The sequence below is a fragment of the Streptomyces sp. NPDC052023 genome (assembly GCF_044548465.1).
Lineage (GTDB): Bacteria > Actinomycetota > Actinomycetes > Streptomycetales > Streptomycetaceae > Streptomyces.
The window spans coordinates 39,290-59,399 of the sequence record NZ_JBIUBW010000006.1 but is presented as its reverse complement, the minus strand read 5'-3'; the positions used below and the strand labels follow the sequence as shown (position 1 = coordinate 59,399).

Here is a 20,110-nt window from a genome sequence, read left to right as displayed (position 1 = left end):
AGGAGTACTTCCCATGTCCCACCCGGAAGCGGGCCACGGCGCGACGGTGCGCCGCGTGCTCGCGGTGATCCCCGCGCGCGGCGGCTCCAAGGGCGTGCCCGCGAAGAACCTCGCCCCGGTCGGCGGCGTACCGCTGGTGGCCCGCGCGGTCCGCGAATGCCTGGCCTCCCGGCTGGTGACCGACGTCGTCGTCTCCACCGACGACCAGGCCATCGCCGCCGCCGCCCGCTCGGCCGGCGCCGAGGTCGTGCTGCGCCCCGCCGCCATCGCCGGGGACACCGCCACCTCCGAGGCCGCCGTGCTGCACGCCATGGACGCCCACGAGGCGCTGCACGGCTCCCCGGTCGACGCCGTGCTGCTCGTGCAGTGCACCAGCCCCTTCGTGATCCGTGAGGACATCGACGGGGTGGCCGGCGCGGTCGTCGACAACGGCGCCGACACCGCCGTCACCGTCGCGCCCTTCCACGGTTTCATCTGGCGCGACGCCGACGCCGAGGCGGCCACCGACGACGTGGTCACCGCGGCCGACTCCCGCAGCGACGGCGGCGGCTACGGCGTCAACCACGACAAGTCGTTCCGCCCGCGCCGCCAGGACCGCCCCCAGGACCTGCTGGAGACCGGCGCCGCCTACGCGATGGACGCGGCCGGCTTCCGTGAGCACAAGCACCGCTTCTTCGGCCGCACCGAACTGGTACGCACCGACCCCGCGCGCGTGCTGGAGATCGACGACCCGCACGACCTCGCCCGCGCCCGCGCGCTGGCCCCGCTCTTCGACGCGGACCGCCCCGGCGCCCTTCCGACCGCCGCCGACATCGACGCGGTCGTACTCGACTTCGACGGCACCCAGACCGACGACAGGGTGCTGATCGATGCCGATGGACGGGAGTTCGTCTCCGTGCACCGCGGAGACGGCCTCGGCATCGCGGCCCTGCGGCGCAGCGGCCTGACGATGCTGATCCTGTCCACGGAGCAGAACCCGGTCGTCGCCGCCCGGGCCCGGAAGCTGAAGATTCCGGTGCTGCACGGCGTCGACCGCAAAGACCTCGCGCTGAAGCAGTGGTGCGAGGAGCAGGGCATCGCGCCGGAGCGCGTGCTCTACGTCGGCAACGACGTCAACGACCTGCCGTGCTTCGCCCTCGTGGGCTGGCCCGTCGCGGTCGCGAGCGCCCACGACGTCGTACGCGGCGCCGCACGCGCGGTCACCACCGTCCCGGGTGGTGCCGGCGCGATCCGAGAGATCGCCGGCTGGATCCTCGGACCCTCTCTCGACTCTCTCGACCCCTCCCCCAAGTAAGGAAAGTTCCTGCCATGAGCACCAACTCCCGCCTCCGCACCTTCGGTTCCCGCGAGGTCGGCCCCGGCAAGCCCGTCTACATCTGCGGCGAGATCGGTATCAACCACAACGGTGAGCTGGAGAACGCCTTCAAGCTCATCGACGTGGCCGCCGAGGCGGGCTGCGACGCGGTCAAGTTCCAGAAGCGCACCCCGGAGATCTGCACCCCGCGCGACCAGTGGGACATCGAGCGCGACACCCCCTGGGGCCGGATGACGTACATCGACTACCGCCACCGCGTGGAGTTCGGCGAGGACGAGTACCGCCAGATCGACGAGTACTGCAAGTCGAAGAACATCGACTGGTTCGCCTCCCCGTGGGACACCGAGGCCGTCGCCTTCCTGGAGAAGTTCGGCGTCCCCGCCCACAAGGTCGCCTCCGCGTCCCTCACCGACGACGACCTGCTGAAGGCGCTGCGCGCCACCGGCCGTTCGATCATCCTCTCCACCGGCATGTCGACGCCGAAGCAGATCCGCCACGCCGTCGAGGTCCTGGGCAGCGACAACATCCTGCTCTGCCACGCCACCTCGACCTACCCGGCGAAGGCCGAGGAGCTCAACCTCCGCGTGATCAACACGCTGGAGAAGGAGTACCCGAACGTCCCGATCGGCTACTCCGGCCACGAGACCGGTCTGCAGACCACGCTCGCCGCCGTCGCCCTCGGCGCCACCTTCGTCGAGCGTCACATCACCCTCGACCGCGCCATGTGGGGCTCGGACCAGGCCGCCTCCGTGGAGCCGCAGGGCCTGCAGCGCCTCGTCCGCGACATCCGCACCATCGAGGCCTCCCTCGGTGACGGCGTCAAGAAGGTCTACGAGTCCGAGCTCGGCCCGATGAAGAAGCTGCGCCGCGTCCAGGGCGTCGTCGCCGAGGCGGAGATCGCCGCCGCGGCCGGCGAACCCCTCCAGGTCTGACACCCACGTCAGCCGCTACAACCCCCACAACGCCTTATCACGGGACGGTCGTACGCCGATGAGCCCCCGCGCCGGGAATGCCGGCCCTCACACTCTCGCTTTCGTCGAGAGTCCGGTACAGCTCCTGAACGTGCTGGAGTGGGCGCATGCCCACACGCCCGGCGCGGGGCTCACCCTCGTCGTCCTCTCGCCCGTCGATCCGATGACCCGCGGCCAGCTGCGGCGGATGGCGGAACTGGCGCGTGAGGAGGGCTACGAGGTCCGCTGGGAGGAGGCGCGCGGCGGCGCGTCGGCACCCTTCCAGACGATCGGCGGGCTCATGGGGGTGCTGCGCCGCGCGGACCGGATCGTGATGGGCGATCCGTTCTCTCGCTACGTGCAGCTGCTGCTCACCATCACGCGGGCGAGCGAGCTGGTGGTCGTGGACGACGGGACGGCGACGATGGAGTTCGTCACCCAGCTCGCCCGCGGCGAACGCCTGGTCCGCTGGCACCGCCGGGGCGCCCGCCCCGGCCCGCGTGATCTGCTCTTCGCCCCGGTGTCGTCCTCCGCCCGGCGTCGTCTGACGCCGGGCGGGGACCGCCGGGTCGAGGTGTTCTCGTCCATGCCGATCGACGAGACGCCGGACGGTGTCACGGTCACCGCGAACGACTTCGCCTGGACCCGTGCCCGCTTCGGCCCGCCCCGCATCAGCAAGGGCGCCGACATGGTCGGTACGTCGCTGGTGGAGACCGGCGTCGTGGACGCCGACCGCTATCTGGAGGCCGTACGGTCCCTGGCCAAGGCGCACGGGGCCCGCCGCTACTTCGCGCACCGCCGCGAGAGCGTCGAGAAGCTGCACCGCCTGGCGGTGGAGACGGGCCTGGAGGTGGTCCGTCCCGACCTCCCGCTGGAGCTCATCGCCCGCCGTGGCCCGGTGGGCCGCACCATCCTCAGCTTCCCCTCGACGGTGGTCCACACCCTGCCGCTCGCGCTGGCAGGCACCGACGTCCGCGTGGCCGTCTGCGACATCAGCCCCGACTGGCTCACCCAGACGGCCTCACCCCGGGCCCAGGGCTTCCTGGACGGGGTGACGGGCACGGCACGGGACGTGCACCGGCTGTCGGCGGTGCAGGCGGTCTGACCGGCTACGACACGGGCCTGCGGACCAGGACGAAGGCCTTCGGGTACTTCTCGGCGTCCTGCGGCTCACGCAGGACCCGGGCGTACGGTTCCAGACCGGCCTTGCCGAGCAGCCGCGCCACCTTTTCGGGCGTACGCCAGAAATAGTCCAGGGCGATCTCGTGCCCGAAGCGCTCCGTGAGGTGCAGGCGGTCCTCCCCGTCCGGGGCCTGGAAGCCCAGCAGGGCGGGCGCGCCGGGGCGCAGCACACGGTGGAACTCGGCGAACACGACCGGCAGGTGGTCGTCGGGCACATGGATGACCGAGAAGAGCGCCAGGATGCCGCCCAGCGTCGCGTCCGGCAGGTCCAGACGGGTCATCGTGCCCACGTGGAAGCGCAGCCCGGGATGGGCGCGGCGGGCCAGGGCCACCATGTGGGGCGAGATGTCCACGCCGAATGCCGCAACGCCCAGGTCGTGCAGCAGCGCCGTGACATGCCCGGGACCGGAGCCGAGGTCGGCGACCGGGGCGGGGGAGTGGGCGCGGGCCAGCTCCGCGAACGCGCTGATCAGGGCACGGTCGAAGGGCACGCCGCCCATCGCGTCCGGGAAGCGGGCCGCGTAGTCGGCGGCGATGGCGTCGTACGAGGTGCGGGTGGCCTCCAGGAAGGCCAGGTCCGGTTCGGTCACGGTCGCGCACGCTACCGCGCGGGCGCGTGCCGCGGTGGTCCGTCAGGTGAACGGAAGCGCGCGGGTGGGGCCGGGCATGGTATGCGTGGAGGACAGGGTGGTACCCGTGATCTGCCCGACGGGAGGAAAGCGGGCGAGTTTACCCACCCCAACCGATACCTATGCGTTCGGCGGCCAGGTTTTCTTCCCCTAACGGGCTGAACTTTTGTTGATCTCGGGTCAGTTGGCCGTCCGGGCGTCCTACCCTTCAGAGGGTGAAGCAACTGATGTCACTGGAGTCCGACGCCGACCTTCTCGGAGCCCCCGGAGCGGCGGGAGCCGCCCTTCCCGGCACGCTCCCCGAGCCGCTGCGTGCCGAACTCGTCGCGTTCCGACGCGACTTGCACATGCACCCGGAGCTCGGCAACCAGGAGTTCCGTACGACCGCCGCGATCAAGGCCCGGCTGGAGAAGGCCGGCCTCCGGCCGCGCGTACTCGCCGCCGGCACCGGGCTCGTCTGTGACATCGGCGTAGAAGGCGATCAGTGGCGAGGCGGGACCGAGATGCTCGCCATGCGGGCCGACATCGACGCCCTGCCCATCCCGGACGCCAAGACCGAGTGCCCGTACCGCTCGACCGTCCCCGACCGGGCGCACGCCTGCGGCCACGACGTGCACACCTCCGTCGTGCTGGGGGCCGGCCTGATCCTCGCCGACCTGCACCGGCAGGGCCTGCTGCCGCAGCCCGTGCGGCTCGTCTTCCAGCCCGCCGAGGAGGTGCTGCCCGGCGGTGCCGCCGAGGCCATCGACTGCGGGGTGCTCGACGGGGTCAAGCGGATGATCGCGGTGCACTGCGACCCCCGGGTGGACGCCGGGACGATCGGTCTGCGCGAGGGCCCCATCACCTCGGCCTGCGACCGACTGGAGATCGCCCTGGACGGCCCCGGCGGCCACACCGCCCGGCCGCATCTGACCACCGACCTCGTCACCGCCGTCGCCCGCGTGGTCACCGACGTGCCGGCGCTGGTCGCCCGACGCGTGGACACCCGCAGCGGCCTGGCGGTGACCTGGGGACGCATCGAGTCCGGGCACGCACCGAACGTCATCCCGCAGCACGCCGAGCTCTCCGGGACCGTGCGGTGCCTGGACATGGTGGCGTGGCGGGACGCCCCCGACATCGTCCACGCGGCGATCGACGAGGTGGCCAACCTGCACCGCGCCAAGTCCGAGATCAACTACGTCCGTGGTGTGCCGCCCGTCGTCAACGAGCCCGGCGTCACCGAACTCCTCTACGACGCCATGACCGCCCGCCGCGGCCCCGGGTCGGTCGAGGGCACCGACCAGAGCCTCGGAGGCGAGGACTTCTCCTGGTACCTGGAGCAGGTCCCCGGCGCCATGGCCCGCCTCGGCGTCCGCACCCCCGGTGAGCGCACGGTCCGAGACCTCCACCAGGGCGACTTCGACGTGGACGAGTCCGCGATCAAGGTCGGTGTGGAGCTGTTCACGGCGGCGGCGCTGCTCGACGCCGGCCGGTAGGCGAGCCCGGACCTTTCCGGTTGCGGCCCCGGTGTGGCCGGGGCAGCCTTGCCCGTAGCGGTCGGCCCTGCCCTGAAGCACGCCGGGATCGCCCCAGGCGCACCCCGTTCGTGCCGGTGGTTCACACATACGTAACCGGCCACCGGCACGAATGGATAACGGCCACGGAGAACCCCGTTCCCAGGAGTGTCTACGCGCGTTAATGTGCGCCGAACCGAGCACCCACTGCGGGGCTTTGGAGAATGGGGAACTTCAGATGCGTCGGATATCCAAACTGACCCGCGTCGCGGTGGGGGTCGCGTCGCTCGCTCTCGCCGCCACAGCCTGCGGCGGGACCAGCAGTGACAGCGGCGGTGACGGCGGCTCCAAGGAAGACCTCGGCCTCGCCATCGCGTACGACATCGGCGGCAAGGGCGACCAGTCCTTCAACGACGCCGCGTACGCCGGCCTGAAGAAGGCCGCGGACGAGTACGGCTACAAGACCGCCGACATCGAGCCCACCGAGGGCGAGACCGACGCCGACAAGGAACAGCGTCTGGCCTCCCTCGCCAAGCAGGGCTACAACCCCGTCATCGGCGTCGGCTTCGCCTACGGCCCCGCGATGACTGCCGTCGCCGCGAAGTACCCGGACACCACCTTCGGCATCGTCGACTCCGTCGTCGAGGGCAAGAACGTCGCCTCGCTCGTCTTCGCCGAGGAGCAGGCCTCCTACCTCGCCGGCGTCGCCGCCGCCAAGGCCACCAAGACCAACACCGTCGGCTTCATCGGCGGCGTGGACATCCCGCTCATCCACAAGTTCGAGGCCGGCTTCAAGCAGGGCGTCGCGGAGACCGGCGGCGGCAAGGTCAAGGTCGTCTCGCAGTACCTGACGCAGACCGCGGAGGAGGGCGGCTTCTCCAGCCCCGACAAGGGCAAGGCCGCCGCCGAGGGCCAGATCGAGAAGAACGCGGACGTCGTCTACCAGGCGGCCGGCCTGTCCGGGCAGGGCGTGATCGAGGCCGCCGCCAAGGCCAAGGTCTGGGCGATCGGCGTGGACTCCGACCAGTACCAGCAGGAGGCGCTGGCCGCGTACAAGAACTACATCCTCACCTCCGCGCTCAAGGACGTCGGCGGTGCGGTGTACGAGCTTGCCAAGTCCGTCGAGGACGGCAAGCCGCTGACCGGCGTCCAGACCTTCGACCTGAAGGTCGACGGCGTGGGCCTGTCCGACAGCAACCCGGAGTACGCGAAGATCGCGGGTCTTCAGGACGCGGTGGAGAAGGCCAAGGCGGGCATCATCGACGGCTCGATCAAGGTCAAGACCGAGTAGCACCCGGCTGCTGAGCAGGCGAAAAGTACAGATCCGTACGGAGCGGGCGGGCGCCATGGGTGCCCGCCCGCTCCGCTGTCCCCGAGGCCCCCACCCCCCTTTGCGGGTGGCAAGCTTCTGACCTGCCTCCCGAGTGCCGTTGGCCACGGCCGGATAACAAGGTGGACAGAAGGGGTTTTCAGGCTGGTCTACGCGCGTTAATCTGCGGCGAAGCCAGCGCCGAAGCTGAACCGTACGGCGCTGTGCCCCGGGGAAGTGCGGGCACGCACTGAACAACGCGGGAACGCACCCGCACACTCCGGACCCGCCAGTACGACAGGAGCACCACACATGCGCCGGGTTTCCCGCATCGCGGTCGCAGGCGCAGCGACCGCCTCTCTCGCCCTCGCCCTCTCCGCCTGTGGCGGTACCTCGACCGAGAGCTCGTCCTCGGAGCCGAAGGGCGACAAGGGCCTCGCCATCGCCTACGACGTCGGCGGCAAGGGCGACCAGTCCTTCAACGACGCCGCGTACGCGGGCCTGGAACAGGCGAAGAGCGAGTTCAAGTACGAGACGGCAGACATCGAGCCCACCGAGGGCGAGACGGACGCCGACAAGGCGCAGCGTCTCGCGTCGCTGGCGAAGCAGGGCTACAACCCGGTGATCGGCGTCGGCTACGCGTACGCGCCGGCCGTGAAGGAGGTCGCGGCCAAGTACCCCGACACCACCTTCGGTGTCGTCGACGACTCCCAGGTCCAGGCGGACAACGTGGCCGACCTGGTCTTCTCCGAGGAGGAGGCCTCGTACCTGGCCGGTGTGGCCGCCGCCAAGAGCACCAAGAACAACGTGGTCGGCTTCGTCGGCGGCGTGGACATCCCGCTGATCCACAAGTTCCAGGCGGGCTTCGAGCAGGGCGTCAAGGACACGAACCCGAAGGTCAAGGTCCTCTCCCAGTACCTGACGCAGACCGCCGAGGAGGGTGGCTTCTCCAGCCCCGACAAGGGCAAGACGGCCGCCGAGGGCCAGATCGAGAAGAAGGCCGACGTCGTCTACGCGGCGGCCGGTCTGTCCGGTCAGGGCGTGATCGAGGCCGCCGCCGCCAACAAGGTGTGGGCGATCGGCGTCGACTCCGACCAGTACAAGCAGGAAGCCCTCGCGAAGTACAAGGACTCGATCCTCACCTCCGCCACCAAGGACGTCGCCAAGGCCGTCTACAACCTTGCGAAGTCGGTTGAGGACGGCAAGCCCGAGACCGGTATCGTCAGGGGCGATCTGAAGAGCGGCGAGGTCGGCCTCGCGGACTCCAACCCGAAGTTCGCGGACGACGCCGAGCTCCAGGAAGCCATCGAAGCGGCCAAGGAGAAGATCATCAGCGGCGAGATCAAGGTCAAGAGCAGCTGACAAGCCGTTGCCGAGCAGTCGGTGACCGCGGGGTCACGTCCGTTCAACGGGGTATGGGGAGCCGGCCTCCCTGTACCCCGTTGTCCCGGAACGTCACCCCGCTTTGTATGCCGTAGGGGCGCTACGCGCGTAGACGGCCCCCGTCCCCAGGAGAGTGCGCCATCAACGCGTCCAGCAGCCCTCCGGCCGGAGCGGCGGTCCACGGTCAGGCGACCGCCGTCGAACTCGCCGGGATCACCAAGCGTTTCCCGGGCGTCGTGGCCAACCACGACATCCACCTCAGCGTCCGCAAGGGCACCGTGCACGCCCTCGTCGGTGAGAACGGCGCCGGCAAGTCGACGCTGATGAAGATCCTCTACGGCATGCAGAAGCCGGACGAGGGCACCATCACCATCGACGGTGAACAGGTCACCCTGCACAGCCCGGCCGACGCCATCACGCGCGGCATCGGCATGGTGCACCAGCACTTCATGCTGGCCGACAACCTCACCGTGCTGGAGAACGTGGTCCTCGGCAGCGAGAAGCTGTACGGCATCGGCGCCAAGGCCCGCCGCAAGATCAAGGAGATCTCCGAGCGCTACGGCCTCGGTGTCCGCCCCGACCTCCTGGTCGAGGAGCTCGGCGTCGCCGCCCGCCAGCGCGTGGAGATCCTCAAGGTCCTCTACCGCGGCGCCACCACGCTGATCCTCGACGAGCCGACCGCCGTGCTCGTGCCGCAGGAGGTGGACGCGCTCTTCGCCAACCTGCGCGAGCTCAAGTCCGAGGGCCTGTCGGTCATCTTCATCTCGCACAAGCTGGGCGAGGTCCTCTCCGTCGCCGACGAGATCACCGTGATCCGCCGCGGTACCACCGTCGGCACGGCCGTCCCCGCCGAGACCACCCCGCGCCAGCTCGCCGAGATGATGGTCGGCAGCGAGCTGCCCACGCCGGAGACCGCCGGGTCCACGGTCACCGACCGCCCGGTCCTCACCGTCGACACGCTGCGCCTCACCGCCCCCGGCGGCAAGGCCCTCCTCGACGACATCACCTTCACCATCCACGCCGGCGAGGTCCTGGGCATCGCCGGTGTCGAGGGCAACGGCCAGACAGAGCTGGTCGACGCGCTGATCGGCCTGCGCCACGCCGACTCCGGCACGATCAGCCTCGCCGACGAGGAGATCACCGCCTGGCCCACCCGCAGGCGCCGGGAGCAGGGCGTCGGCTACATCCCCGAGGACCGCCACCGGCACGGCCTGCTCCTGGAGGCCCCCCTCTGGGAGAACCGCATCCTCGGCCACGTCACGGAGAAGCCCAACGCCAAGGGCGTCTGGCTGGACCCGAAGGCCGCGCAGGACGACACGCGCCGCATCGTCGAGGCGTACGACGTCCGCACCCCCGGCATCGACGTCACCGCCGCCTCGCTCTCCGGCGGCAACCAGCAGAAGCTGATCGTCGGCCGCGAGATGAGCCACAAGCCGCGCTTCCTGATCGCCGCCCACCCCACCCGCGGTGTGGACGTCGGCGCGCAGGCCGCGATCTGGGACCACATCCGCCAGGCCCGCCGCGAGGGCCTGGCCGTGCTGCTGATCTCCGCCGACCTGGACGAGCTGATCGGCCTGTCCGACACGCTCCGGGTGATCTACAACGGCCGGCTGGTCGCCGACGCCGACCCCGCCACCATCACCCCGGAGGAGCTGGGCTCCGCCATGACGGGTGCCGCGACCGGCCACCTGGAGCACGACGAGACCCCCGAGACCCCGGCAGACACCCCCGAGACCCCCGAGATCCGCAAGTCTCCCGAGTCTCCGGAAGACGAGGCCCGCTGATGAAGAAGTTCGACAAGGAGCGCGTGCTCCTCGCGGTGGCCGGACCGGTCATCGCGCTCGCCGTGGCCTTCGTGCTCAGCGCGATCGTGCTGATCGCCTCGGGCAAGAACCCGGTCGAGCCGTTCGCCGTGATGTTTGAGCAGCTCGGCTTCTCCGACATCCAGGTCCTGATCATCAACCAGGCCTCGATGTACTACATCGCGGCGCTCGCCGTGGCCATCGGCTTCCGGATGAACCTGTTCAACATCGGTGTCGACGGCCAGTACCAGCTCGCCGCCATGATGGCCGCCATCGTCGGCGCCCACATGAACCTGCCCGCCGCGATCCAGATCCCGCTGCTGCTCCTCACCGCGCTGTTCACCGGCGCCTTCTGGGCCGGTATCGCCGGTGTCCTGAAGGTCACCCGGGGCGTCAGCGAGGTGGTCGCGACGATCATGCTCAACGCGATCGCCACCTCCGTCATCGGCTACCTGTGGCTGCCGAGCGTCTTCGGCGTCAAGGTCGGCAACAACAACACCACCGGCGAGATGCACTCCTCGGGCTGGGTGCCCGGCATCGACATGGGCGCGGCCGGCGAGATCTACGGCCTGGTCGTCCTCGCGGTGCTCCTCGGCATCGGCTACTGGGTCGTCCTCAACCGCACCCGCTTCGGCTTCGACCTGCGCGCCTCCGGCGCCTCCGAGACCGCCGCCGCGGCCAGCGGTGTCGACCCCAAGCGCATGGTGCTCACCGCCATGCTGATCTCCGGCGCCCTCGCCGGACTCGCGGGCCTGCCCATCCTGATGGGCGACACCCATACCTACAGCCTCAACTTCCCCACCGGCATCGGCTTCCTGGGCATCGGCATCGCCCTGCTCGGCCGTAACAGCCCGGTGGGCATCGCGCTCGCCGCCCTGCTGTGGGCCTGGCTCGACAAGGCCTCGCCGGAGCTGGACTTCTACGGCTACGACAAGGAGATCGCGGTCATCATGCAGGGCCTGATCGTGCTCTCGGTCGTCGTCTCCTACGAGGCCGTCCGCGAATGGGGTCTGCGCCGCCAGCAGCGCCGCGTCGGCGCCGAACTCGCCGCCGGTCACGTCCTCGGCGCCCACAACACGAAGGAGGTGGCTGGCCGATGACCACCGCGACCGACGTCAACCAGCCCACGCTGCAGCCCGCGGCGCCCACCGGCCGCCGCCTGTCGTGGCCCGTCCTGCTGCTGATCATCGCCGGAGCCCTGGCGCTGACCTCGCTCGTCCGCATCGTCACCGGCGCGGACGGCATCACCAACGTCAGCCAGATGTCCACCGCCCTCCAGCTCGCCGTGCCGATCGGCCTCGCCGGCCTCGGCGGCCTGTGGGCCGAGCGGGCGGGCGTGGTCAACATCGGCCTCGAGGGCATGATGATCCTCGGCACCTGGTTCGGTGCCTGGGCCGGCTTCCAGTGGGGCCCCTGGACCGGTGTCCTGGTCGGCATCATCGGCGGCTGCCTCGGCGGCCTGCTGCACGCCTTCGTCACCGTCACCTTCAACGTCAACCACATCGTCTCCGGTGTGGCCATCAACATCCTCGCCCTCGGCGCCACCCGCTACCTGGCACCGCTCGCCTTCGAGGGCCACGCGGGCGGCTCCGCCAAGCAGTCCCCGGCGGTGGAGTCCCTCGGCAACTTCACGGTGCCGGGCCTCTCCGACGGGCTACGCGAGATCAACAACCAGGGCTGGTTCCTGATCTCCGACATCGCGGGCCTGCTCGGCGGCCTGGTCACCAACGTCTCCTGGCTGACCCTGGTGGCCATCGCGCTGATCCCCGCCACCTGGTGGATCCTGTGGCGCACCGCGTTCGGCCTGCGGCTGCGCTCCTGCGGCGAGAACCCGGTGGCGGCCGAGTCCCTCGGCGTCAACGTCTACAAGTACAAGTACATCGCCGTGATCATCTCCGGCGGCCTGGCCGGCCTCGGTGGCGTCTTCCTCTCCATCGTCGCCAACCCCTTCTACCTGGAGGGCCAGGTCAGCGGCCGCGGTTACATCGGCCTCGCCGCGATGATCTTCGGTAACTGGATGCCGGGCGGACTGGCCATCGGCGCGGGCCTGTTCGGCTACACCGACAGCCTCAACCTGCGCGGCGGCTCCGAGAACGTCCACGCCCTGCTGCTGCTCGGCGCGCTGCTGCTGATCATCGGTGCCGTCTGGCTGGTGATCCGCAAGAAGTACGTGAACGCGGTGATCACCCTCGTCGCCGGCGCCCTGGTCTTCGCCTGGTACGCCACCACCGACGAGGTCCCCAACCAGGTCGTCTCCGCCACCCCGTACGTCATCACGCTGGTCGTCCTCGCGCTCTCGGCGCAGCGACTGCGGCCGCCGAAGGCCGACGGTATGCCGTACCGGAAGGGACAGGGCAAGTGACACCGCCCGCCGAGGCCGACTGGGAGGCGCTGCGCACGGTGGCCCGCGAGGCCATGACCCACGCGTACGCCCCCTACTCCGGCTACGCCGTCGGCGTCGCCGCCCTGGTGGACGACGGACGCACCATCTCGGGCTGCAACGTCGAGAACGCCTCGTACGGCCTCTCCCTGTGCGCCGAGTGCGGGCTGGTCTCGGAGCTGCACCGCACCGGCGGCGGCCGGCTGACGCACTTCACGTGCGTCGACGGCCGGGGCGAGCTGCTCGTCCCGTGCGGCCGCTGCCGGCAGCTGCTCTACGAGTTCGGCGGCGCCGGCCTGCTGCTGGACACCCCGGCGGGCATCCTGCCGCTGTCGGAGATGCTGCCCCACGCCTTCGGGCCGGAGCACCTCTCCTCGTAACTCCCGTACGGCCCCTGGGACCTGTTCCACAGGGGCCGTACTTTTCGCAATCCCCGGAAGGAAAGCCAGCATGGCCATGGACGCCATCTCCGTCATCCGCACCAAGCGGGACCGCGGTGAGCTCAGCGACGAGCAGATCGACTGGGTCATCGACGCGTACACGCGTGGCGAGGTGGCCGACGAGCAGATGTCGGCGCTCGCCATGGCCATCCTGCTCAACGGCATGAACCGCCGCGAGATCGCCCGCTGGACGGCGGCGATGATCGCCTCCGGCGAGCGCATGGACTTCTCGTCCCTGTCCCGGCCCACGGCGGACAAGCACTCCACGGGCGGTGTCGGCGACAAGATCACCCTTCCGCTGGCACCCCTGGTCGCGGCATGCGGCGCGGCCGTCCCCCAGCTCTCGGGCCGCGGCCTCGGCCACACCGGCGGCACGCTGGACAAGCTGGAGTCCATCCCCGGCTGGCGCGCGCTGCTCTCCAACGAGGAGATGCTGAACGTCCTGGACACGACCGGCGCGGTGATCTGCGCGGCGGGCGACGGCCTCGCCCCCGCCGACAAGAAGCTCTACGCACTGCGGGACGTCACGGGCACGGTCGAGGCGATCCCTCTGATCGCCTCCTCCATCATGTCCAAGAAGATCGCCGAGGGCACCGGCTCGCTGGTCCTGGACGTGAAGGTCGGCACCGGCGCCTTCATGAAGACCCTGGACGACGCCCGCGAACTGGCCTCCACCATGGTGGGCCTGGGCACGGACCACGGCGTGAAGACCGTCGCCCTCCTGACGGACATGTCGACGCCGCTGGGCCTGACGGCAGGCAACGCGCTGGAGGTCCGCGAGTCGGTGGAGGTCCTGGCCGGCGGCGGCCCCGCCGACGTGGTCGAACTGACGGTCGCGCTGGCCCGCGAAATGCTCCAGGCGGCGGGCATCCGCGACGCCGACCCCGCGAAGGCGCTGGCCGACGGCTCGGCGATGGACGTCTGGCGCCGCATGATCGCGGCCCAGGGCGGCGACCCCGACGCCCCGCTGCCCACCTCCCGCGAGCAGCACGTCGTCAAGGCCCCGTCCTCCGGCGTCCTCACCCGCCTCGACGCCTACGACATCGGCATCGCCGCCTGGCGCCTGGGTGCCGGCCGCGCCCGCAAGGAGGACCCGGTGCAGGCCGCCGCGGGCATCGAGCTCCACGCCAAGCCCGGCGACCCGGTGACCGAGGGCCAGCCGCTGCTGACCCTGCACACCGACACCCCGGAGCGCTTCGACTACGCCCTCGAGGCCATCGACGGCTGCTACGACGTCGCGGCCCCCGGCACGCCCTGCACGCCGTCCCCGGTGGTGCTGGAACGTATCGCCTGACCTGCGGCTCTCTCCTACGGGCGAACGGGACCGGTGGACCGGCATCGGTCCCGTTCGGCATGCTGGCTTCGGTGACGCACCGAAGAGGAGACCGCCATCAGCGCACTCACCGTGAGCCAGGATCCCGAGCAGAGCTGGGACGACCTCGCCGAACTGGTCGTCGAGGTGGCCCCGAGGTCGAACGCCCGTCAGGACCGCGTCAGCAAGCCTCCCGCCTACGCCACGGCCGAGTTCGGCGAGTTGCTATGAGACACCGCGAGCAGCACCGGCCCCCGTTCCCTGTGGCGCAGCGGAAGGGTGCTCCCGCGCTGGGAGATCCCGAACAGCGCTGCCAGCGCTCGCTTGCCGGAAGTGTCGCCTTCGCCGGGGGAATCCTTCTTGTTCTGGCCACGGCGACGCTCGGCGCCTATGCCGGCGTGGTGCTCCTCGGCAGGGTGGTGGACGCGGCACCCCTGTCGACGCTGGTGCCCGGTGACGGCCACAACGCCCTGGTGATCGGAGGCATCGCCATCGGCGCGGTGACCGGCCTGATGCTGCCGTTGATCCTCTTCGGCATGGTGCGGGGAAGCAGGGAGACCCCGCGCGTCGGCCCCGGGGCTGCCGCACGCAAGGTGCTGGCGGTCTTCGTCTTCGACCTCTACCTGCTGCTCGTTGCGATGGTCGTCGCCCAGTTGGGGTGGATCCTGCCCGAGGGGATCCTCACCCTTGTCGGAGTCTTCGCCATCGGTTTCAGCTGGATGCCGCTGGCCATGGTCCCCTGGGAGAAGTTCGGGTTGGGTGCCCCGATCGGCAACCGCAGAACGCCGCCCCGTCCGTCAGGGTCACCACAGCCGGAGTGAGTCCGCCAACTCGTCGGCAAGCTTGCCGAGTTCGTCACCGCGCCTGCGTGCCGAAGTACGGCCCTTGCGCACGTGCGGCCTGGGGCGTGCGTCTCATCGGTTGACGGCCTGGATCTCCTGAACGACGACCTCCTGGTCGGTGCCGAACACGCCGTCCGGGAGGCCCTGTGCCTCGGCAACGCCGGTGCCGGTCCAGTGGATCTTCCAGCAACTGGGCAAGTATCTCTGGCGTTATGGCTTCGGGAATGTCCGCCGGTGGATCCTCGCCGTCGTCCACCCGGAGCCCCGTTGGGCGGTCCATGGCGCATACCCCCAACCCTCGGAGGCGCTCCTCGGCCAGGTCAATGTGGTTCGCGGCGCGACGAGGAGCCCCTCGGCGATGAGTTAGGGCGGCCCCGCCGGTCTACCGGGTCGTGGATGCCATGACACCTGCCGAAATCGTGCTGGCCGGCCCCGTCACCCGGGACGAGGTGACAGGGCTCTGCGATGACGTGCAGGCGTTGCTGGAGGACACCGGGGCGCCGGTGGTCGTATGTGACGTCGGAGGCCTCGGGCCACCAGGTCTCGCGACCGTCGACCTGCTGGCCCGGCTGGCGCTGACGGCGAAGCGGGCCGGAAGCGGGATCCGGCTCCGCGACCCCGACCCCGCGCTACACTCCCTCCTCGACCTGGTCGGCCTCCGCTTCGAGGTGGAGGGGCAGCCCGAACAGCGGGAACCACCGCTTGGTGTCGAGGAAACAGTGGAAACCGGTGATCCGGCCGTCTGAGATCTCCAGCACCTGCACCGCCCATGGGGTGAAGCCGCCCGACTCCGGGTCCGGCTTGTAGTGCGCGAAGCCCGGCAGGCCGTTGACCTCGACGGGCCGCAACCGGGAGCCGGCGCAGGCGGAGCCGAGGGTGGTCATGAAGCCCGTGATGTCGGCCGGGCCGCGCAGCCACAGGTCGAACGGCGGCATCGTCATCACGGCGTCCTCGTGGAGCAGGGCGGTCAGCGCCGTCATGTCGTAGCCCTCGAAGGCCGCGACATACCGCTCCAGGAGCTTCTGCTGCTCCGCGTCCAGGGGATCCGACACCACCGCCCCGGCTCCCTGGTCGTCCCGCTCGGCCAGCGTCGCGCGGGCGCGCTGCAACGCGCTGTTCACCGACGCCACCGAGGTGCCGAGCAGCTCGGCGACCTCGCTCGCCTTCCAGGCCAGCACCTCGCGCAGGATCAGCACGGCGCGCTGCTTGGGCGGCAGCTGCTGAAGGGCGGCCATGAACGCCAGCCGCACGGACTCCTTGGCGACCGCGGCCTCCGCCGGGTCGGCGGTCGAAGGCAGCACACGCGCGTCCGGCATCGGCTCCAGCCAGGTGTGGTCGGGGCGCGGCGACAGCGCGGCCCGGGCGAGCGGGGTGGCCTCCGACAGGTCCATCGGCCTGGCGCGCTTGTTGCCCGCGTTCAGCATGTCCAGGCAGACGTTGGTCGCGATGCGGTAGAGCCAGGACCGGATGCTGGAGCGACCCTCGAACTTGTCGAAGCTGCGCCATGCGCGGACGAGGGTGTCCTGGACCGCGTCCTCCGCCTCGAAGGACGAGCCCAGCATGCGATAGCAGTAGCCCGTCAGCTCGACCCGGTGTTTCTCCAGTGTGGCGTCGAGATCTGTCGTAGTCGCCGTGCCGTTGCTCATCGTCCACCCACCCCTGTGGCCGTTCCCTGTGCCCGCGCACCATTGCGCCCAGCACTTCGGAAGCTACCGCAGCCCACTGACAATGGCCCCCCGAGTCGGAAAAGGCGCTGTTCAGACGGGGGCTCCGAAACCACCACAGGCCCCCGCGGGCCCGCAGTCGCCCACGGCACCGCCCCACCCCACCACCGAACGCGCTACAGCAACCCCACCGGACAGAAAGCAGGCCGCCCCAGCATCCGCCTACACAGTCGCTCGCGCCGCCCGCGCCGAAGCCACCCGAGCCGCCCTCGACCCCACCAGCGTGATCCCCACAACCCCCAGCACCGCCAGCAGCCCGACCCCCACGGTCCCGCCCCAGCCCCCCGCGTGGAAGGCCATGGCCCCCACCGTGCTCCCGGCGCTGGACCCGACGTAGTACGCCGACTGGTACAGCGCGGACGCCTGCGCCCGCCCATGCGTCGCCGTCTTGCTGACCGCCGACGAGGCCACCGCGTGCCCCGCAAAGAAGCCCGCCGTGATCAGCACCAGCCCGAGCAGCACCAGTGCCAGCGAGTCGGACAGCGACAGCACCAGCCCCAGCGCCGTGGTACCGCCACCCAGGTACAGCGCACCCCTGCGCCCCAGCCGCCCCACCAGCCGGCCGGCGGTGGACGCCGCCACCGTGCCCACCAGGTAGACGAGGAAGATCGAGCCCACCACACCCTGCGGCAGCCCGAACGGCTCCTGCGTCAGCCGGTACCCGATCACCGTGTACACCCCGCCGAACACCGTCATGAACAGCGCACCGATCGCGTACAGACGCCGCAGCAGCGGATTGCCCAGATGCTCACGCACCGTCCCGAGCAGCACCCGCGGCCGCAGCGACCCCGCGACGAAGTGCCGGGGTTCCGGCAGCAGCAGCCGGAACGCGACCGCGCACCCCACGGCGAGCACGCCCAGCGCGCCGACGGCCACCCGCCAGCCCCACTCCTGCGCGACCCACCCGGTGATGACCCGGCCGCTCATCCCCCCGACGCTGTTGCCCGCGACGAACAGCCCGATCGCCGTCACCAGCGCCCGGGGCCGGACCTCCTCCGCCAGATACGCCGTCGCCGAAGCCGGCAGCCCGGCCAGCGCAGCGCCCTGCACCGCCCGCAGCGCGACCAGCGTGGTCAGCGAGCCGGCGAACGGCACCACCAACGCCACGGCCACCGCCACCGCCAGCGACACCGTCATGACCGTACGGCGCCCGAACCGCTCGGACAGCGCGCTCATCGGGATCACGAACAGCGCCAGACCACCCGTCGCCGCCGCCACGGTCCAGCTGGCCGCGCTCGCCGTCACCCCGAGGTCCCCCGAGATCAGGGGGAGCAGAGCCTGCGTGGAGTACAGCAGCGCGAAGGTGGCGACACCCGCGAGAAAGAGGGCGAAGCTCATCCGGCGGTAGCCGGGGCCGCCCGGGGCCATACGGGAGTCGGAGACGGGAGCGGAAGGAACGGCGCCCACGACGGTGGACGCCCCGGTACTGGCGGGAGTCATGCTTCGAAGCTACGTACGCCGTCGCTCATCCGTCCAATGCATGGAATCGTCATAATCGTTCCCATGGTGCATCAACCAAGCTCACAGCCCCGGCTGTCACCAACCAGTGACACAGAAGACATCGTCACGGTCCTCGCCCCACGCCTGGCCTACTTCGCCGGCGTAGCGCGCACCGAGCACGTCACCCGGGCGGCGCAGGAGATGAACGTCCCCCAGTCCACCCTCTCCCGTGCCATGGTCCGCCTCGAACAGGACCTGGGCGTGGACCTGTTCGCCCGCCGCGGCCGGACCGTCTCCCTCACCACCGCCGGCCGCACTTTTCTCGCCTCCGTGGACCGCGCCCTCGCGGAGATCGAGCGGGCCGCCGACGAGGTGCGCGCCGACGCCGACCCCACCACCGGCAAGGTGGCGTTCGGCTTTCTGCACACCATGGGGGCGGAGACCGTCCCGGGCCTCCTGCACGCGTTCCGCGCGGACCACCCGCGGGTCCGGTTCAGCCTGGTCCAGAACTACGGCGAAGCCATGATCGAACGCCTCCGCGCCGGTGAACTGGACCTCTGTCTCACCTCGCCGGTCCCGGACGCCCCCGACCTGGTGGCCCGCCGCCTCGACGAGCAGAAACTCCGCCTCGTCGTCCCTGCCGACCACCGCCTGGCCACCCGCAGGCGCATCCGCCTCGCCGAGGCGGCCGAGGAGACCTTCGTGACCTTGGAACCCGGCTACGGGCTCCGCCGTATCACCGACGACCTCTGCCGTGAGGCCGGCTTCAAGCCCCGTATCGCCTTCGAGGGCGAGGAGGCGGAGACCCTGCGCGGCCTGGTGGCCGCGGGCCTGGGCGTGGCGCTCCTGCCACCCCCGGCGGTGGCCCGCCCCGGCGTGGTGGAACTGACGGTGACGGCACCGCGCGCGGCCCGCGAGATCGGCGTGGCCTGGCTGGAGGGCCATCCGGACACACCCCCGGTGGCGGCCTTCAAGAAGTTCCTGCTCTCCAGGAGAGGAAACCTGCTCCCCACCTGACCCGGAAGCGCCCGGACGTCCCAGGGGTCACGCGCTCGCCTCCACTACCGCCGCACCCACCTCACCGCCGCAACGACCGCCCGAACCCCGCAGCCAACGGCATCCGCAACCCCAACGGCGGCGGAGCCGCCAGCGCGTCCTCCACCGGCCGTGAGAACCCCCGCCCGAAGAGCACGCCCATCACGAAGTCCTCCGCCAGAGCGAGCACTTCGTCCCGGTGCTGATGCAACCCGTGCCGATCGGAGTGCACTTCGAACCGGCACACGTCCCGGTTGACCTTCTTAGCCCGTGCCGCGTACCGGAACGACAGCTCAGGATCCGTCCGCTCGTCGTTGGTGCCGTGCACGATCAGCACCCGCCGCCCCACCAGCTGCTTCACCGGTTCGGGTGAGGCCGCCACGTCGTCCTCGGGCAGCCAGGGGGCAAGGGACAGCACGGAGTTGACGGCCTCGTGCCCGCCCGCGTGCAGCGCCGCGCGCCCGCCCATGTCGATCCCGGCCAGGCAGACGGGGACGTCGCCGTAGCGCCGTACCGCCTCGTCGGCTGCCCAGGAGGCGTCCCGGGCGAGATGTGCCTCGCTGCCGTTCCACCCCCGGCAGCGGTAGTGCACGACGTGCGCGGCCAGCCCTTCCGCCCGCCCCGCGCGTACCAGCCGGCGCCCCAACCCCCGTACGGACGCGGCCGCGAGCAGAGGGGAGGGTCTGCGGGCGGAGCTCGCCTCGCCGCCGGGGAGCAGCAGCACCACTCCGCTCACCGCCGTCGGTTCCGGACCGAACGCCCGTCCCAGCCGTGCCGTGCGAACCGGCGTCGCTTGCTGTCCCATGACAGAACAGTGTCAGAAGCACCGGTGTACGCGACCCGTCCGCACGGTCACCGTTACGTATCGACGAAA

19 protein-coding genes and 1 pseudogene are annotated in these 20,110 nt (G+C 70.7%); 15 read left to right on the top strand and 5 right to left on the bottom strand.

Annotated features, from left to right (window positions below):
* The first annotated feature begins 13 nt into the window (after nt 1-13).
* From ACIHCM_RS15105 to ACIHCM_RS15095, 3 genes are read left to right on the top strand one after another with little or no spacing between them, the layout of a single operon-like run.
* Entirely contained in the window at nt 14-1,294 is a 1,281-nt protein-coding gene (locus tag ACIHCM_RS15105) for a cytidylyltransferase domain-containing protein (RefSeq protein ID WP_399894823.1), read from the top strand.
* Between the two features lie 14 nt (nt 1,295-1,308).
* A complete protein-coding gene (locus ACIHCM_RS15100) occupies nt 1,309-2,247 on the top strand; it encodes an N-acetylneuraminate synthase family protein (protein ID WP_399894820.1) in 939 nt (312 codons plus the stop codon).
* 58 nt (nt 2,248-2,305) lie between these two features.
* Complete coding sequence (locus tag ACIHCM_RS15095; RefSeq protein ID WP_399894817.1) at nt 2,306-3,370, top strand: hypothetical protein; 1,065 nt, start codon at nt 2,306-2,308, stop codon at nt 3,368-3,370.
* A 4-nt stretch (nt 3,371-3,374) separates the two neighbouring features.
* Here the strand turns inward: ACIHCM_RS15095 and ACIHCM_RS15090 are convergent, their stop codons facing one another.
* Complete coding sequence (locus ACIHCM_RS15090) at nt 3,375-4,037, bottom strand: class I SAM-dependent methyltransferase (RefSeq protein WP_399894814.1); 663 nt, start codon at nt 4,035-4,037, stop codon at nt 3,375-3,377.
* A gap of 266 nt (nt 4,038-4,303) precedes the next feature.
* Between ACIHCM_RS15090 and ACIHCM_RS15085 the strand changes: the two genes are divergently transcribed.
* From ACIHCM_RS15085 to ACIHCM_RS15040, 10 genes and pseudogenes are all read left to right on the top strand, one after another.
* Nucleotides 4,304-5,551: an amidohydrolase gene (locus tag ACIHCM_RS15085; RefSeq protein ID WP_399895553.1), complete on the top strand. Its 1,248-nt coding sequence runs from the start codon at nt 4,304-4,306 to the stop codon at nt 5,549-5,551.
* 256 nt (nt 5,552-5,807) lie between these two features.
* A complete protein-coding gene (locus ACIHCM_RS15080; protein WP_399894811.1) occupies nt 5,808-6,860 on the top strand; it encodes a BMP family protein in 1,053 nt (350 codons plus the stop codon).
* A 330-nt stretch (nt 6,861-7,190) separates the two neighbouring features.
* Nucleotides 7,191-8,240, top strand: a complete 1,050-nt coding sequence (locus ACIHCM_RS15075) for a BMP family protein (RefSeq protein WP_399894808.1) — start codon at nt 7,191-7,193, stop codon at nt 8,238-8,240.
* Nucleotides 8,241-8,401: 161 nt separating this feature from the next.
* Entirely contained in the window at nt 8,402-10,045 is a 1,644-nt protein-coding gene (locus tag ACIHCM_RS15070; protein WP_399895551.1) for an ABC transporter ATP-binding protein, read from the top strand.
* Nucleotides 10,045-11,163 carry an ABC transporter permease gene (locus tag ACIHCM_RS15065; RefSeq protein ID WP_399894805.1) on the top strand — a complete coding sequence of 373 codons (1,119 nt, stop codon included), beginning with the start codon at nt 10,045-10,047 and terminating at the stop codon, nt 11,161-11,163. Before ACIHCM_RS15070 ends, ACIHCM_RS15065 begins: the two co-directional genes overlap by 1 nt.
* Nucleotides 11,160-12,425, top strand: a complete 1,266-nt coding sequence (locus ACIHCM_RS15060) for an ABC transporter permease (RefSeq protein WP_399894802.1) — start codon at nt 11,160-11,162, stop codon at nt 12,423-12,425. The genes ACIHCM_RS15065 and ACIHCM_RS15060 overlap by 4 nt, the downstream gene beginning before the upstream one ends.
* Nucleotides 12,422-12,823 carry a cytidine deaminase gene (locus ACIHCM_RS15055; protein ID WP_399894799.1) on the top strand — a complete coding sequence of 134 codons (402 nt, stop codon included), beginning with the start codon at nt 12,422-12,424 and terminating at the stop codon, nt 12,821-12,823. The genes ACIHCM_RS15060 and ACIHCM_RS15055 overlap by 4 nt, the downstream gene beginning before the upstream one ends.
* A gap of 70 nt (nt 12,824-12,893) precedes the next feature.
* Nucleotides 12,894-14,177 carry a thymidine phosphorylase gene (locus ACIHCM_RS15050; protein WP_399894797.1) on the top strand — a complete coding sequence of 428 codons (1,284 nt, stop codon included), beginning with the start codon at nt 12,894-12,896 and terminating at the stop codon, nt 14,175-14,177.
* Nucleotides 14,178-14,321: 144 nt separating this feature from the next.
* A pseudogene (locus tag ACIHCM_RS15045) lies at nt 14,322-14,405 on the top strand (Uma2 family endonuclease); the annotation flags it as partial.
* A 17-nt stretch (nt 14,406-14,422) separates the two neighbouring features.
* Nucleotides 14,423-15,016, top strand: coding sequence for a hypothetical protein (locus ACIHCM_RS15040; protein ID WP_399894794.1), 594 nt, complete (start codon nt 14,423-14,425; stop codon nt 15,014-15,016).
* Between the two features lie 93 nt (nt 15,017-15,109).
* Here ACIHCM_RS15040 and ACIHCM_RS15035 read toward each other — a convergent pair whose 3' ends face one another.
* Nucleotides 15,110-15,235: a hypothetical protein gene (locus tag ACIHCM_RS15035; protein ID WP_399894791.1), complete on the bottom strand. Its 126-nt coding sequence runs from the start codon at nt 15,233-15,235 to the stop codon at nt 15,110-15,112.
* A 203-nt stretch (nt 15,236-15,438) separates the two neighbouring features.
* Between ACIHCM_RS15035 and ACIHCM_RS15030 the strand changes: the two genes are divergently transcribed.
* Nucleotides 15,439-15,783, top strand: a complete 345-nt coding sequence (locus ACIHCM_RS15030; protein ID WP_399894788.1) for an STAS domain-containing protein — start codon at nt 15,439-15,441, stop codon at nt 15,781-15,783.
* On the opposite strand, the gene ACIHCM_RS15025 is transcribed toward ACIHCM_RS15030, so the two are convergent.
* Nucleotides 15,667-16,683 (bottom strand): sigma-70 family RNA polymerase sigma factor, encoded by a 1,017-nt coding sequence (locus ACIHCM_RS15025; protein ID WP_399894786.1) that lies wholly within the window; start codon nt 16,681-16,683, stop codon nt 15,667-15,669. The two genes, ACIHCM_RS15030 and ACIHCM_RS15025, sit on opposite strands and share 117 nt — an antisense overlap.
* Nucleotides 16,684-16,923: 240 nt before the next feature.
* The gene (locus ACIHCM_RS15020; RefSeq protein ID WP_399894784.1) at nt 16,924-18,201 is read right to left on the bottom strand and encodes an MFS transporter; all 1,278 of its coding nucleotides are present in this window, start codon (nt 18,199-18,201) and stop codon (nt 16,924-16,926) included.
* A gap of 63 nt (nt 18,202-18,264) precedes the next feature.
* On the opposite strand from ACIHCM_RS15020, the gene ACIHCM_RS15015 reads away from it, so the two are divergent.
* The gene (locus tag ACIHCM_RS15015; protein WP_399894782.1) at nt 18,265-19,218 is read left to right on the top strand and encodes a LysR substrate-binding domain-containing protein; all 954 of its coding nucleotides are present in this window, start codon (nt 18,265-18,267) and stop codon (nt 19,216-19,218) included.
* A gap of 61 nt (nt 19,219-19,279) precedes the next feature.
* Here the strand turns inward: ACIHCM_RS15015 and ACIHCM_RS15010 are convergent, their stop codons facing one another.
* Complete coding sequence (locus ACIHCM_RS15010; protein ID WP_399894779.1) at nt 19,280-20,041, bottom strand: alpha/beta hydrolase; 762 nt, start codon at nt 20,039-20,041, stop codon at nt 19,280-19,282.
* Nucleotides 20,042-20,110: the final 69 nt, after the last annotated feature.

What these genes read in the sequence shown, in the direction of transcription:
- ACIHCM_RS15025 (WP_399894786.1), bottom strand. Translation starts at nt 16,683, where the DNA reads ATGAGCAACGGCACGGCGACTACGACAGATCTCGACGCCACACTGGAG.
- ACIHCM_RS15100 (WP_399894820.1), top strand. Translation starts at nt 1,309, where the DNA reads ATGAGCACCAACTCCCGCCTCCGCACCTTCGGTTCCCGCGAGGTCGGC.
- ACIHCM_RS15050 (WP_399894797.1), top strand. Translation starts at nt 12,894, where the DNA reads ATGGCCATGGACGCCATCTCCGTCATCCGCACCAAGCGGGACCGCGGT.
- ACIHCM_RS15065 (WP_399894805.1), top strand. Translation starts at nt 10,045, where the DNA reads ATGAAGAAGTTCGACAAGGAGCGCGTGCTCCTCGCGGTGGCCGGACCG.
- ACIHCM_RS15030 (WP_399894788.1), top strand. Translation starts at nt 15,439, where the DNA reads ATGACACCTGCCGAAATCGTGCTGGCCGGCCCCGTCACCCGGGACGAG.
- ACIHCM_RS15020 (WP_399894784.1), bottom strand. Translation starts at nt 18,201, where the DNA reads ATGACTCCCGCCAGTACCGGGGCGTCCACCGTCGTGGGCGCCGTTCCT.
- ACIHCM_RS15060 (WP_399894802.1), top strand. Translation starts at nt 11,160, where the DNA reads ATGACCACCGCGACCGACGTCAACCAGCCCACGCTGCAGCCCGCGGCG.
- ACIHCM_RS15015 (WP_399894782.1), top strand. Translation starts at nt 18,265, where the DNA reads ATGGTGCATCAACCAAGCTCACAGCCCCGGCTGTCACCAACCAGTGAC.
- ACIHCM_RS15105 (WP_399894823.1), top strand. Translation starts at nt 14, where the DNA reads ATGTCCCACCCGGAAGCGGGCCACGGCGCGACGGTGCGCCGCGTGCTC.
- ACIHCM_RS15085 (WP_399895553.1), top strand. Translation starts at nt 4,304, where the DNA reads ATGTCACTGGAGTCCGACGCCGACCTTCTCGGAGCCCCCGGAGCGGCG.
- ACIHCM_RS15095 (WP_399894817.1), top strand. Translation starts at nt 2,306, where the DNA reads ATGAGCCCCCGCGCCGGGAATGCCGGCCCTCACACTCTCGCTTTCGTC.
- ACIHCM_RS15075 (WP_399894808.1), top strand. Translation starts at nt 7,191, where the DNA reads ATGCGCCGGGTTTCCCGCATCGCGGTCGCAGGCGCAGCGACCGCCTCT.
- ACIHCM_RS15040 (WP_399894794.1), top strand. Translation starts at nt 14,423, where the DNA reads ATGAGACACCGCGAGCAGCACCGGCCCCCGTTCCCTGTGGCGCAGCGG.
- ACIHCM_RS15080 (WP_399894811.1), top strand. Translation starts at nt 5,808, where the DNA reads ATGCGTCGGATATCCAAACTGACCCGCGTCGCGGTGGGGGTCGCGTCG.
- ACIHCM_RS15010 (WP_399894779.1), bottom strand. Translation starts at nt 20,041, where the DNA reads ATGGGACAGCAAGCGACGCCGGTTCGCACGGCACGGCTGGGACGGGCG.